Raw genomic sequence first — 13466 nt, forward strand, 5'->3', positions numbered from 1 at the left:
TCACACTGACACAGAGTCTTACTTGATGATCGAGAGCCGGCTGCGGTCGAGGGTCACGGCGACCGCGACGATGACGACCGCGCCGTACACGATCTGCTGGAAACTGGGGTCGATGCCGGCCACCGAGCCGCCGACCCGGAGAACGGTGACCACCAGGGCGCCGACGAGCACCCGCCAAGCTCCGCCGATTCCACCGGTGATGGCACAGCCGCCGACCAGCACGGCCGCGATGGCAGGTAGGAGCAGCGAATCCGCGAGTTGCGGTGCGGCGCTCTGCTGCTGGGCCGACAATACGACACCCGCTGCGCCCGCGAAGAATCCGGACAGGGCGAATGCTCCGATCCGGACGACCCGGGTTCGGACGCCGCTCATCATCGCGGCCTTCTCCCCCAGTCCGACGAGGTGAAAGACGTTGCCCCGCGGCGAGAACCGCATCGCGCAGAATACCGCGGCCACCGCCGCCACACCGGCCCACACCGCCATGGGGAGACCGAGCATCGTCCATGAACTGAGCCAGAAGATCGCGTCGTAGCCTTCGCTGATGTAGATGGTGGTCGACCCGGATGCCACGAGCGCGACCGCACCCCAGAACCCCAGCGCCCCGAGCGAGACGACGAACGACGGGACCTGCCCGAACACGATAAGCAGACCGGTCAGCGCACCGATCAGAGTGAGCGCCACGAGGGTGACGACGACGGCGAGCGGTCCGAGGGAGCCGATCACCGTCGCCAGGATCACCGTGGCGAGCGACGCCAGCGCCGCCACCGACAGGTCGATGCCGCCGGTGAGGATGACGAACATCTGGCCCAGCCCGAGCAGCAGAATCGGGACCGCCTGCGCCGAGACCACCGCGAGGGCGTTCATCGACAGGAAGTTCGGTTCGGCGAGAGCGACGAGCAGAACGAGCGCGACCAGCACGACCGACGGGCCTGCCAGCCGCAACCGGTCCCGCGTGGTCCGGGACACCGCCTGCGCCGCACCCTCGGGTGCGCGCATCTCGGCGGAAGTCCTCTCGATGGAAGTTCTTGTTGCCACGGCGATCACATCATCTTCTCGAGGAGTTGGAGTTTGCTGGGCGGGTTTCCGGGCGGCGAGTCGAACGCGCCGGTGATCTCGCCGTCCCGCATCACGATCACGCGGTGGCCGAGGCCGATCGCCTCGTCCAGGGTGTCGGCGATCACCAGAATCGCCACTCCCCTGTCGGAGAGGTCCCGGAAGACGGCGTAGAGGTCTTCTTTCGCGCCGATGTCGAGGCCGCGGGTGGGGTGGTCGAGAACCAGTACCTTCAGGCCGTCGCCCAGGATCCACTTGGCCACCACGGCCTTCTGCTGGTTGCCGCCCGACAGTCGCGCGATGTCGGCGTCGGGGTCCGCGGGCCGGATGCCGAGTTTCTCGATCCAGCCGCGGGCGGTCTCCTCCACCCGGGCACCCGAGGAGATCCGGCCACCGCCGGCCTTCACCGGATGCACCGTCGCGATGTTCTGCGCGACGGTCGCGCCCGCGATCATGCCTTCGACGCGACGCTCGGCGGGAACGTATGCGACACCGGACCGCACGGCGTCCGCGGGTGATCCGGGGGCCGACCGCTGTCCGTCGATCTCGACGGTTCCGGAGTCGATGGGGACGGCGCCGAAGACGGCGCGGGCCACCTCCTCGCGCCCGGAGTCGACCACGCCCACCACCGACACGATCTCGCCGGCGTGGACGTTCAGCGACACGTCCTTCGCCTTGCCGCCGCAGGTGAGGTTGCGGACCGACAGAGTCGGCGTGCCCGTCCGGGGAACGGCCTGCTTGCGCTCCGACGAGTAGATCTCCTCGGCCGCGCCCTTGCCTATCATCAGCTGGTACAGCTCGGATTCGGTTGCCGCCGAGGCGATCCGCTCACCGACCACCTTGCCGTCGCGCAGCACGTACACGCGGTCGGAGAAGCGGAGGACCTCGTCGAGACGGTGGGAGACGAAGATGACGGAACCGCGTTCCTTGAGGGCGGCGACCCGGCGATGGAGCACCTCGACGTCCTCGGGTTCGAGCACCGACGTCGGTTCGTCGAGGATGAGCAGCGGCGGGTGTTCCACCTGCCTGCCGCCGACGGCCCGAGCCACCTCCACCATCTGGCGCTGGGCGAACCCCAGCGTCTCGGTCAGGGCGCCCGGGTCGACCGTCGACTCCACCACCGACAACATTTCCTGGGCGCGGGCCCTGATCTTCCGTCGGCGGAGGAACCCGGCGCGGGCGGTGTCGCCCTCGTGTCCGAGGATCAGGTTCTGGCCGACGGTGAGGTTCGGCAGCAGCGACTGCTCCTGATGCACCACCCCGATCCCGTGGTCGGCGGCGTCGGCCGGGCTTCCGAAGCTCACGTCGCGCCCGCCCAGCACCATCCGGCCGCCGTCCTGGCGGTGGACTCCCGCGAGGATCTTGAGCAGCGTCGACTTTCCAGCGCCGTTCTCGCCGATCAGCCCCACGACCTCGTTCGGAGCGATGGACAGGCTCACGTCGTCGAGGACGGTGTTGGGTCCGAATTTCTTCGTGACATTGCGGAGTTCCAGGAGAGATGTCATTTCACGACCCTCAATCGACTGCGGGCGGGCCACCCGGTGGCGATCACCGCGACCACGATGATGAGACCCTGCGCGCCCTGCTGGATGTACGGGCTGGCGCCCGACAGGAGAAGTCCGTTGCCGAGGACCACGAGGAGCAGCACACCCACCAGGGAATGCAGGGGTCCGCCGCGACCGCCGCTCAGGAGGGTGCCGCCGACGACCACCGCGGACAGGGTGAGGAAGAGGCTTCCCGATCCGACGCTCACGTCGCCGACGCCGAGCCGGATGGTGGCCAGCACGCCGCCGAGCCCGGACAGCAGTCCGGCCACGGCGAACAGGATGATCTTGGTGCGCCCGACCGGGACGCCCGCCAGGCGGCTGGTCGCCTCGTCGCCGCCGATGGCGTAGGTGTGCATGCCGAGCCGGGTTCCCTTGCACAGCAGCACTGTCACGGCCACGGCGGCGAGCGCGAACACCACGACGACGGGAAGCCCGAGCCAGTGGCCGCCTGCCCAGGCCGCGAGAGACGGGTCCGCGAGCTGTGGGGTGGCGGTGCCGAAGAGCACGGTGGCGGCACCGAGCCCGACGAACCAGGTCCCCAGGGTGACGAGGAAGGACGGCACCCGGACGACGACGTGCAGCACGCCGTTGACCACTCCGAAGAGCAGACCGACCCCCAGCGCCAGCAGGACCGCGAGAAGTCCCAGGTCGTTGCCGTTGACGCTGTTCGCCGCGAGCAGGACGAACGTCAGCCCGCTGGCCGCCATCACGCCCTCGATCGACAGGTCCACGCCGCCCACCAGGACAACCAGCGTGGCGCCCATTGCGAGGACCACGGGAATCGCGGCCTGCTCCACGATCGCCATCGCGTTGCTCGCCGTCGCGAAGCCGGGAGCCAGCGCGGCGAAGACGGCGCACAGTCCCAGCAGGGCGGCGAGCGGGCCGGCGGTGGAGAGCAACCGGCGCACGCGTGGTCGTGTGCTGCGCACGGGCGCAACGGGTTCTGCGGGGGTCGTCACCTCCCCGGTCACTTCAGTCGTCGACATCGTCACTCCTTCGGAAGATTGTGTGGTTCGTGAATCGTGAGCGGGGGTTATCGGGCCACCGGGCCGGTGATGCGGGAGAACGGATCCTGCACGGACCGCACGATCTCCTCGTCACTCGGCACTGCGAGGAACTGGTCGACGTTGGCCGCGGTGATCAGCGACTGGTCGACGAAGAACTCGCGGTTCTCCCGGGGCAGCGACTCGACGTCGAGTGCACCGGCCATGGCCTGGTAGCAGATGGCGAGTCCCATCGCCCCGTTGAAGTAGGGGTCGGTCGTGTAGGTGGAGACCAGTTCCCCGTTGGCGATGGCGTCCAGGCCTTCCGGGGTGGCGTCCGCGGCGCTGGCGATCTTGATCTCACCCGCGCGGCCCGCCTCGCGGACCGCCTGGAGGGCGCCCAGTGCCATGGAATCCGTTGCGGCCCAAATGCCGTTCACCTGGTCGCCGTACTTGTTGAGGAGGGTCTGCGTGGTGGTGTAGGCCTTGTTGCGGTCGAAGTCGGCAGGCTGGTCGTCGAGCAGGGTGACCCCGGACTGTCCGTCCATGGCCTGCTGGAACCCCTGGAACCGGGTCTGGCTGATCTCGTTGGCGAGCAAACCCTGCAGCGCGATCACGCCGCCGGTGCCGCCGAGCGAATCGACGAGGGCTTTGCCCGTGTCGGCCCCCTGTTGGACGCCGTCGTAGGCGACGTAGGACGCCCATCCGTTCCCGACGTCCCAGGGGTGGAGGTCCGCGGGCTTGCTCCACTGGGTGACCGCGCAGCCACCACTGTTCTGCACGGCGCGCACGATCGCGGGGGTGTCGGCGCTCGTGTTCGGGTTGATGTTGAGCAGGACGGTCTTGCCTGCCGCGAGCACCGACTGCAACTGCGACAGCGCGTTCTGCGAGTCGCCGCCGTAGACGATCACCTTCAGTTCGATCCCCAGCGATTCGGCGTACGCGCGGCTGCCCTGCACCCACGCGGCCTCGTACGGGTTGGTCAGCGACCGGACCTCGGAGACCATCACCATGTCGCCCCGGTCGACGGCAGCCCCGTCCCGCTCGATCTGTTCCGATCCCGTCGAGCAGGCGATGGCGGAGCTCGCCATGACGGAGACTGCCGCGGCAACGCCGACGGCCCGGGCTGCCGCCCTGATTGATCGTTGCGTCCGTGTCATCGTTCGTCCACTTCCTGAAAAAGAATGTAAACGCTTTCTTACCGTGATCGGCGTCACAAGTCAAGCACTGCATGGTGTGGTCAAGAGTCATCCGGATCGACCGGACAGGTGAGAAATCGGTTACAAAATGCTGGTGAGCCGGGCGGCGGCGACCGCTCCGGCCACCCGGCACCACATCGCGGGTGCGGCGAGTGCCGATTCGGAGCTCCCCGCCAGGTCGGACAGTGAGATCCCGATGCCGGGTGGCGCCGCCGCGAGGCGGCCTGCGACGACCACCGATCGGGTCGCGGTCTCCGCGCACCGTTCCAGCACGGAACCGACGAGTTTGCCGGACAGCGACGTCGCATCGAATTGACCTTCACCGGTGACCACGACGTCGGCGCGGCCGAACTCGGCGCTCAGCCCGGTGAGGTCCGCGATGCGGGCGGCGCCCGGCACCAGCCGGCCGCCCCAGGCCGACAGTCCGAATCCAGTGCCTCCCGCCGCTCCCGCGCCGGGTTCGTCGGGACTGCACGGCAGTCGTGCGCCGAGGCAGGCGGCGAACGTCGCGAGCGCGCGATCGAGGCGGTCGCGCTCCGCGGGGTCGGCACCCTTCTGCGGCCCGAAGACGTGCGCCGCCCCCTGTGGGCCGCACAGGACGGCCGTCGTGTCCGTCAGCAGTTCGACGCCGCCGGGTGGGGGCTCGATCAGCGAGCCAACGTCGATCGAGTCGAGAGCGGCCAGGCCGTCGCCCCCGTCGGGGATCTCGCGGCCGTCGCGGTCCAGGAGCTTCGCGCCGAGCGCCCGCAGGGCGCCCGCACCGCCGTCGGTGGACGCGGAACCGCCGAGTCCGACCAGCAGTGCCTTCGCGCCGTCCGCCAGTGCGGCGGCGATCACCTGTCCCAGACCGGTCGTCGACGCTCCCCCTGGATCCGGCGAGTCCATCAGCGGCAGCCCACTCATCTGGGCCAGCTCGACCACCGCCGTGCCGTCCCGGAGCAGCAGCCAGCGTCCGGTCGCCGGACGTCCGTCGGGGCCTCGAACCCCCGGCACCTCACGCCACACGCCGGTGTCGTGGCAGGACGCGACGGCGTCCACCGTGCCTTCGCCGCCGTCCGCCTGCGGGAGCAGGACCAGCTCGTCGTTCGGCCGGACCGTCGACCAGCCGGCTGCCAGAGCCGCCGCCACCTCCGTCGCGGTCAGTGAGCCCTTGAACGAATCCGGGGCGACCGCCACCCGCATCGAGCCGGCGTCAGTCGACGTCATCGGGGTGGGGTCCCGTGCGCTGATCGCGATTCAGAGCGGAAATCGCGTCCATCTCCGCGGCGGACAGCCGGAAGTCGAACACATTCACGTTCTGCCGAATCCTGTGCACCGCAAAAGATTTGGGCAGTGGAATCGTCCCGATCTGCAAATGCCAGCGGAGCACGATCTGCGCGACCGACACACGGTGCCGGGCGGCGAGCGCCGCCAGGAGTGCGTGGTCGTTCAGGTGCCCCCTCGCCAGCGGCGCCCACGCCTGGGTGCGGACGCCCATCGACCGGTGCAGATCCGTCAGCGCGGACTGCGTGAGCAGCGGGTGCAGTTCGATCTGATTGACCGCCGGGGTGATCGTCGCGATCTCCGCGAGCCGCTCGAGCTGTTCGGACTGGAAGTTCGACACGCCGATCGCCCGCACCCGTCCGTCGTAGTACAGCTTTTCGAGTGCCCGCCACGTCTCCAGGTACTGTCCGCGGCTCGGTGCCGGCCAGTGGATCAGGCACAGGTCGATGCGGCCGAGTTTCGCCGCACTCGCCTCGAACGCGTCCAGTGTCCGCTGGTAACCCTGGTCCTCGTTGGAGATCTTGGTGGTCACGAAGATCTCGTCCCGATCGACGTCAGCCCGGGCCAGCGCCGCGCCGAGAGAGGCCTCGTTGCCGTACATCGGGGCCGTGTCGAACGCGCGGTAGCCGGCGGACAGCGCGTGCGACACCGTGGAACCCATGTCCTCGTCGGGGATCGTGAAGAGGCCGAACCCGAGCGCGGGCATCGTGATGTCGTTGTTCAACGTGACCGAGGGAACGGTCGCCAGGCTCGTCATGTGATCGAGTACCCGCCGTCGACGGGCAGGACCACCCCGGTGACGTACCGCGCGGCATCGGAGACCAGGAACAGCACGACGTCCGCGACGTCGTCGCCGTCGGCGAACCGTTGCAACGGGATACGGCTCAGCTTCTGGGCGCGGAAGCCTTCCTGCCCCAGCACGTCCGCTGTCATCGGGGTTTCGATGTAGCCCGGCGACACGGTGTTGACGCGCACGCCGTGGGGGCCGAGTTCCACGGCCAGTCCCTTGCCGAGCTGCGTCAGTGCGGCCTTCGTCGCACCGTAGGGAACGATGCCGGGGACAGCGCGATCCGCGGACAGCGACGCGATGTTCACGATGCTGCCGCGGGCGTCGACGAGCGACTTTGCCGCCTGCCTCGTCAGCCGGTAGGCCGCCGACAGGTTGACGTCGAGGAGGCGTTCCCACCCGTCCTCGTCCACGTCGATCGCCGTAGTCCGCAACTGGATCCCGGCCGCGTTGATCAGGATGTCGAGGCGCCCCGACAGCTGCTGGGCAAGGTCGACGGCGCGCGCACCGAACTCGGGGTCGGTGAGGTCGCCGCAGAGGCCGTGCCCGCCGAACTCCGCGGCGACGTCGGTGACCTTCGGGTCGGCGTCCGCCGCGACCACGAGTGCTCCGCTGCGGGCGAGGGCGCGGGCGATCGCCGAACCGATGCCGCCTGCCGCACCGGTCACGATGGCGGTCTTCCCCGACAGATCGACCGAGTTGGTGGGTTGTGCAACGCTGCTCATGCCGCGGCTCCCTTCAGTACTGCCCGGCTGATGATGAGCCGCTGCATTTCGCTGGTGCCTTCGTAGATCTTCGTGATGCGGGCGTCGCGGTAGAGGCGCTCGACCTCGTATCCGCGGATGAAGCCGTTGCCGCCGAACACCTGCACGGCGGCGTCGGCGTGGCGCACGCATCCCTCGGACGCGTAGAGCTTGGCCATCGAGCAGAGCGTCTCGGCGTCCGCCGCGCCCGTGTCGAGCGCCCGCGCCGCCTCGACCGACAGCGCGGTGCCGGCCCGCAGTTCGGTGGCGACGGTGGCGAGGGAGAAGGAGATGCCCTGGTTGGCGGAGATCGGCTTGCCGAACTGGCTGCGGTCGAGGGACTGCCGGGTGGCGGCGTCCAGCGCGGCGCGGCTGATGCCGAGGCTCAGGCCCGAGATGCCGAGACGGCCCTTGGCCAGCACCTTCATCATGTAACCGAACGCCTTGCCTTCCTCGCCGAGGAGGGCGTCGGCCGACAGTGGGACGGAGTCGAACACCAGCCCGCCGACCTGCGAGGCCCGCTGGCCCATCTTGTGTTCGTGGTAGGCCCGGCTGACGCCGGGCTGGTCGACGTCCACCAGGAAGACGGAGATGCCGCCGCGCTTCCCCAGTTCGGGGTCGGTGACGGCGAGGACGACCGCGAAGTCCGCGACGGGGGCGTTGTGGATGTAGATCTTCTCACCGGTGAGCACCCAGCCGTCGCCGTCCCGCACCGCCCGTGTGGTGATCGATCCGAGGTCGGATCCGGATCCCGGCTCGGTGAGCGCGTAGGCGCAGCGCTTCTCGGCGGAGAGCATCGGGCGCAGGTACTGCTCCTGCTGCTCGGGTGTGCCGTAGTTGCCGAGCAGGCTGCCGAGGATCTCCACGAGGCCGCACTGGTCGGCCACCGACGCGTACCCGTAGGACAGGGACTCCATGACGAACAGGTAGTCGAGGGCGGTGCCGCCGAAGCCACCGAACTTCTCGGGCACGGTGATGCCGAAGAGCCCGATCTTGCCCATCTCCCGGTAGATCTCTTCGGGGAATCGTTCGGTCTCGTCCAGTTCGGTGGCGACCGGACGGATCCGTTCGTCGACGAACTCGCCGACGAGCTTGCGTTCGTCGGCGCCGAGCACCGACGAGGGAATGACGCTGTTTCCGGTTGACATGTAGTTCTCCTCAGATGTGTACGGCGACGGGGGCGAACAACCCCGCGTCCATCAGGCGTGGGTTCGTGATGATCGGACGGAATCCCATGTGCGGCAGAATGTCCCGATCGATGTCGATGCCGGGTGCGATCTCGACGAGTTCGAGGCCGTCCCGGGTGAGGGCGAAGATGGCGCGTTCGGTGACATAGACCGCCTCACGTCCCTCGCGGACGGCGAGAGCACCGGAGTAGGTGACCTGATCGACACGGTCGACGAACTTCGGCACCGAGCCTTCGCGCCGGATCACCAGTTCTCCTCCGACGATCTCGACGTCCAGGCCGCGGGCGGTGAACGTTCCGCAGAACACGGCGCGCGGCGAGTTCTGGGAGATGTCGATGAACCCGCCCGGTCCGACGATTCCGCCGCCGATCTTGCTGACGTTGACGGCGCCGGTGGAGTCGACCTCGGCCATGCCGAGGCAGCTGACGTCGAGCATTCCGCCCGAGAACAAGTCGAACTGGGTGGTCGACGAATGCACGACCTTCGGTCCTCGCGCGGCCCCGAACAGATCGCCGGAGACGGGGATGCCGTCGATCAGCCCCTGCTCGATGGCCAGGGTGATGTCGTCCAGCCGATCCTGTTCGGCGAGCGCGTCCACGACCAGCGCGGACACCCCGAAACCGACGTTCAGGACGTCACCGTCCCGGACCTCGGCGGCGGCCCGCCGGGCGATCAGCATGCGGATCGGGTCGTGGTTCGTGGCACCGAAACCGGAGTTCGCCGCGTCGCCGGAGAGTTCCGGGTCGAATTCGCCCGCGTACGTCTGCCATTGGGTCGGCGCGTGGACGACGTCGTCCACCAGGACCGCCGGGATGTGCACGAGCCGCGGATCGATCGGCCGGTCCAGCAGGTTCTTCACCTGCACGATGACCCGGCCGCCGCTCGCCTTCGCCGCCTGAGCGACGGCCAGCGCGTCGAGCTGGGCCGCCTCGCCCGAGCACGTGACGTTCCCGGACGGGTCGATGGAATCGCCGCGGACGATGGCCACGTCGACGGGAAACGGCTTGTAGCGCAGGTACTCGCGGCCGTCCAGAGTCAGGAGTTCGACGAGGTCCTCGGTGGCGGACGGCGTGAACTTGCCCCCGCCGTGCCGTGGGTCGACGAAGGTGTCGAGACCGGTCGCGGTGATGAGGCCCGGCCGGCGCGCACCGATCTCCCGCAGCAGCTGACTGATCGCGCCGCCGGGCCACGCGTACGCCTCGATCTCGTCGTTGCGAACGAGGTCGATCATGGTCGGCGACCACGTCCAGTGCCCGCCGATGACCCGCTTGACCATGCCCTTGTGCGCGAGGTGGTTGGTTCCGCGGCTCACCCGGTCGCCGATGCCGAGGGCGTGCACGATCGTGAGTTCCCTCGGCGATCCGGTCGCGAGGAAGCACTCCTCCAGTGCCTTCAGGACGGTGTCCGGTTCGAGGATCCCGCCGCCCGAACCGGTGAGGGCGATGGTCGCTCCTGGCGCGATGTCGCTCACGGCTCGTGTCGCGGTGGTCAGTGTCCAGCGCCTCGAGGCGGCACCCGTTCCAGGCTGTGTCATATCCGCTCCTGTAAATGCTTACATTCTGCCAATCGGCCCATTAACGCTATGGACCTCGGTGATTGACACAGTATATTGTGAGCTGCACAACATCAAGAAAACGATTACAGGAGATTTCATGGCTTCGATCCTGCTGCCCGATCGCCACGGTTCGCCCACGACTCTCGCGTTGAACGCACCCGCCCGGCTGGACACCCGGTCCACGCCGCCGAGCAGCAGGGCGGTGTACGCGGCCTCGCACGTGGTGGCCGATCCGCTACGGGCGTCCGCGGAGAATGCCGCGGATCAGATCGACTGGGACGCCACCCTGCAACTGCGCCGCGACCTGTGGTCGCTGGGGCTCGGGGTGGCCGAGTCGATGGACACCGCCCAGCGCGGCATGGGGCTCGACTGGGCCGGTGCCCGGGAACTCGCCGTCCGCACGCTCACCGACGCGAATGCGGTCGGCGGGAAGGTTGTCGTGGGCGTGGCCACCGATCAACTGAAGACCGACACCCCCACGCTCGACGAGATCCGCGACGCCTACCTCGAGCAGGTCGAGGCGATCGAGTCCGCCGGCGGCGAGGTGGTGCTGATGGCGAGTCGGCACCTCGCCCGCGCCGCCACCGGCCCCGACGACTACCTCGCCGTGTACGACGCGGTGCTGTCGGCGGCCACCCGCCCGGTCGTCCTCCATTGGCTGGGCTCGGTGTTCGACCCCGCCCTCGACGGGTACTGGGGCTTCTCGGAGCCGGTTGCCGCGATGGACACCGTCCTGCAGATCATCACCACACATCACGAGCGCGTACGCGGCATCAAGGTCTCCCTGCTCGACCCCGCGCTCGAGATCGCCCTGCGCAACCGGATGCCCGACGACGTTCGGGTGTTCACCGGCGACGACTACAACTACGTCGACCTGATCGCCGGCGACGGCACCCACACCAGCGACGCCCTGCTGGGTGCGTTCGCCGCGCTCGGCCCGTTCGCCTCCGCCGCGTTCGCCCGGCTGGACGACGGCGACGAGCAGGGGTTCCGGAACATCCTGGGCCCCACAGAAACCCTGAGCCGACTCCTGTTCGCCGCCCCGACGCAGTACTACAAGGTCGGCGTCGCGTGGTTGGCGTACCTGAACGGCAAGCAGGACCACTTCCGGATGATCGGCGGCTTCGAAACCGGCCGCAGCCTCACCCATCTGGCCGCACTGATCCGCGCGGCCGACGCGATCGGCCTGTTCACCGATCCCGACTTCACCGCCGCACGGGCCTCGGCATACTTCGCTGTGCACGGAATCCGCTGACATGGACCTCGCGCAGTGCAGTCTCAACTCCGTCACCGTCAAGGGTGCCGGCTTCACCGAGGTCGCCGAACTCGCCGAGCAGTGGGGGTTCGGCGGAGTCGGCCTGTGGCGGGACGTCCTCGACGGCGTGGACCTGGCGGGCGCGTCGGCCCGGCTCAAACGGTCGGGGCTGCGCGTCACCAGCGTTTGCCGGGGCGGCATGTTCCCGCAACCGACCGCCCGGCTGCTGCGAGAAGCCATGGACGACAACCGGGTGGCGGTCGATCAGGCCCATGCCCTCGGCGCCGACTGCCTCGTGCTGGTCTGCGGCGCCGCTCACGGCGACCTGGCCGGCGCGCGGCGGCAGGTCCACGACGGCATCGCCGAACTCGAGCCGTACGCCCGGGCGGCGGGGGTGCGGCTCGCGGTCGAGCCGATGCACCCGATGATGGCGTCCAGCCGGTCGGTAATCACCTCACTCGGCGAGGCCAACGACCTGGTCGAGGCGATCGGATCCGACATCGTCGGGATCGCGCTCGACTCGTATCACGTGTGGTGGGACGCGGCGCTGCCGCAGCAGATCACAAGGGCAGGCGAACGCCTGTTCTCGGTGCAATTGGCCGATTGGGTCACCCCGATCCACGGCGAACTCAGCAGCCGCGGCATGCCCGGCGAAGGGTGCATCGACATGACCGGATTCGTCGCCGACTGCCGGAACGCCGGCGGCTACTCCGGGCTCGTGGAGGTCGAGATCCTCAGCGACCGCTGGTGGGCCGCAGACCCGAAGGACGCGGTCCACGCCGCGGCGAACGGCCTCGCCGCCGTCTGAAACCCGGCTCAGCTCGAGGCGGGCCCCGTCGACTCGCGAATGACGACGTCGGCGGGGATCAGCGGCGGAGACGTGGTGGTCTCGTTGTTCAGGGCCGCGCGCATCAGCGACCACGCCTGGTCACCCAGGTCGATCTTCGGGCTGACCACCGTGGTCAGGCGCGGCGCCAGGTGACGTGCCATGTCGATGTCGTCGAAGCCGGTGACCGAAATGTCCTCGGGGACGCGGAGTCCGCGCTCACGCAGTTTCGAGATGACGCCCAGCGCCGTCAGGTCGTTGAAGCAGACGAGAGCGGTCGGCTCGTGCGTGAGCGCTTCTTCCACCACGTCGTAACCACCCTCGATGGTGCCGTCCGACGGCACCGCCGTCGCCTCGATCCCGAGCACCTTCGCCATCTCGATGGCCCGCCACCGTTCGCGGTTCTGCCAGGCCAGATCCGAGCCCTTCACGTAGACGATCCGGCGATGGCCGAGCTTCGCGAGATGCCCGCACAGCTGCATCATGGGGGTGAAGTTGTCGACGGCGACCATGGGGAGATCGACTTCCAGCTCGACCCGGTTGACGAGCAGGACGGGCGTCGACTGCTTGGCGAGTTCCTTCAGGCCACTCGTCGGAATCCTCGACGAGAGCAGCACGAGGCCGTCGACCTGGCCGAGCAGGTCGAGTGCGGTGGCGAGTTCGTCGGCCGCGTCACCGGAGTAGTCGGCGACGAGCATGCGGTATCCGTCGGCGGTGGCGCCGTGGTGCATCTGCTTGACGACGTCGAAGAAGTACGCGTTGGCCAGGTCCGGCAGGATCACGCCCATGTTCCGCAGCGACCCGAGGACGAGTCCGCGGGCGGCGGTGCTGGGCCGGTAGGACAGCTCGTCGGCGACCTTGTGGACCCGGGCCGCGAGATCCGGGGTCACCGACGAGCTGCCGCTCATGACACGGGAGACGGTGGCGATCGAGACCCCGGCCGCCTTCGCTACGGTGTTGATCGTGACGCGACGGCTCGCGGGCACTCGGGTCTGATCAGCCATCGCTGCCTCTACATCTCTCGTCGCCATTGCTACCGTCTACCACCTCGGCGGGTGGAAACGCTTA

At 68.8% G+C, this 13466-nt stretch carries 13 protein-coding genes; 3 read left to right on the forward strand and 10 right to left on the reverse strand.

Translation table 11 applies throughout. The annotated features are described in order from the left end of the window. Window positions 1-18 precede the first annotated feature (18 nt). From ACNJ7E_RS09455 to ACNJ7E_RS09470, 4 genes are read right to left on the reverse strand one after another with little or no spacing between them, the layout of a single operon-like run. Window positions 19-996 (reverse strand): ABC transporter permease, encoded by a 978-nt coding sequence (locus ACNJ7E_RS09455; RefSeq protein WP_418339686.1) that lies wholly within the window; start codon window positions 994-996, stop codon window positions 19-21. A gap of 44 nt (window positions 997-1040) precedes the next feature. Continuing rightward, window positions 1041-2558, reverse strand: coding sequence for a sugar ABC transporter ATP-binding protein (locus tag ACNJ7E_RS09460; protein ID WP_418339687.1), 1518 nt, complete (start codon window positions 2556-2558; stop codon window positions 1041-1043). Further along, on the reverse strand, window positions 2555-3586 hold the full coding sequence (locus ACNJ7E_RS09465; protein ID WP_418339688.1) for an ABC transporter permease: 1032 nt from the start codon (window positions 3584-3586) through the stop codon (window positions 2555-2557). The genes ACNJ7E_RS09460 and ACNJ7E_RS09465 overlap by 4 nt, the downstream gene beginning before the upstream one ends. Before the next feature lie 47 nt (window positions 3587-3633). Continuing rightward, window positions 3634-4674 (reverse strand): sugar ABC transporter substrate-binding protein, encoded by a 1041-nt coding sequence (locus ACNJ7E_RS09470; protein WP_378468424.1) that lies wholly within the window; start codon window positions 4672-4674, stop codon window positions 3634-3636. Here ACNJ7E_RS09470 and ACNJ7E_RS09475 point away from each other — a divergent pair. Further along, window positions 4673-4855: a hypothetical protein gene (locus tag ACNJ7E_RS09475; RefSeq protein WP_418339689.1), complete on the forward strand. Its 183-nt coding sequence runs from the start codon at window positions 4673-4675 to the stop codon at window positions 4853-4855. The genes ACNJ7E_RS09470 and ACNJ7E_RS09475 overlap by 2 nt on opposite strands. Before the next feature lie 8 nt (window positions 4856-4863). On the opposite strand, the gene ACNJ7E_RS09480 is transcribed toward ACNJ7E_RS09475, so the two are convergent. Genes ACNJ7E_RS09480 through ACNJ7E_RS09500 form a run of 5 tightly spaced genes read right to left on the reverse strand, consistent with a single transcriptional unit; the run spans window position 4864 to window position 10296 of the window. Continuing rightward, complete coding sequence (locus tag ACNJ7E_RS09480) at window positions 4864-5988, reverse strand: glycerate kinase family protein (protein ID WP_280780474.1); 1125 nt, start codon at window positions 5986-5988, stop codon at window positions 4864-4866. Next, window positions 5975-6802, reverse strand: a complete 828-nt coding sequence (locus tag ACNJ7E_RS09485; protein WP_418339690.1) for an aldo/keto reductase — start codon at window positions 6800-6802, stop codon at window positions 5975-5977. The genes ACNJ7E_RS09480 and ACNJ7E_RS09485 overlap by 14 nt, the downstream gene beginning before the upstream one ends. Further along, a complete protein-coding gene (locus tag ACNJ7E_RS09490) occupies window positions 6799-7557 on the reverse strand; it encodes an SDR family NAD(P)-dependent oxidoreductase (protein ID WP_418339691.1) in 759 nt (252 codons plus the stop codon). The genes ACNJ7E_RS09485 and ACNJ7E_RS09490 overlap by 4 nt, the downstream gene beginning before the upstream one ends. Further along, window positions 7554-8723 (reverse strand): acyl-CoA dehydrogenase family protein, encoded by a 1170-nt coding sequence (locus tag ACNJ7E_RS09495; RefSeq protein ID WP_418339692.1) that lies wholly within the window; start codon window positions 8721-8723, stop codon window positions 7554-7556. The genes ACNJ7E_RS09490 and ACNJ7E_RS09495 overlap by 4 nt, the downstream gene beginning before the upstream one ends. A gap of 10 nt (window positions 8724-8733) precedes the next feature. Continuing rightward, a complete protein-coding gene (locus ACNJ7E_RS09500; RefSeq protein WP_418339693.1) occupies window positions 8734-10296 on the reverse strand; it encodes a CoA-transferase in 1563 nt (520 codons plus the stop codon). 118 nt (window positions 10297-10414) lie between these two features. Here ACNJ7E_RS09500 and ACNJ7E_RS09505 point away from each other — a divergent pair, with 118 nt between their 5' ends. Next, window positions 10415-11572, forward strand: coding sequence for a dihydrodipicolinate synthase family protein (locus ACNJ7E_RS09505; protein WP_280780479.1), 1158 nt, complete (start codon window positions 10415-10417; stop codon window positions 11570-11572). 1 nt (window position 11573) lies between these two features. After that, window positions 11574-12380, forward strand: coding sequence for a sugar phosphate isomerase/epimerase family protein (locus tag ACNJ7E_RS09510; protein ID WP_418339694.1), 807 nt, complete (start codon window positions 11574-11576; stop codon window positions 12378-12380). Window positions 12381-12388: 8 nt separating this feature from the next. On the opposite strand, the gene ACNJ7E_RS09515 is transcribed toward ACNJ7E_RS09510, so the two are convergent. Then, window positions 12389-13402, reverse strand: a complete 1014-nt coding sequence (locus tag ACNJ7E_RS09515) for a LacI family DNA-binding transcriptional regulator (RefSeq protein WP_005251307.1) — start codon at window positions 13400-13402, stop codon at window positions 12389-12391. Window positions 13403-13466 lie beyond the last annotated feature (64 nt).

It is taken from the genome of Rhodococcus mengyinensis (genome assembly GCF_048381435.1).
GTDB lineage: Bacteria > Actinomycetota > Actinomycetes > Mycobacteriales > Mycobacteriaceae > Rhodococcus_F > Rhodococcus_F opacus_D.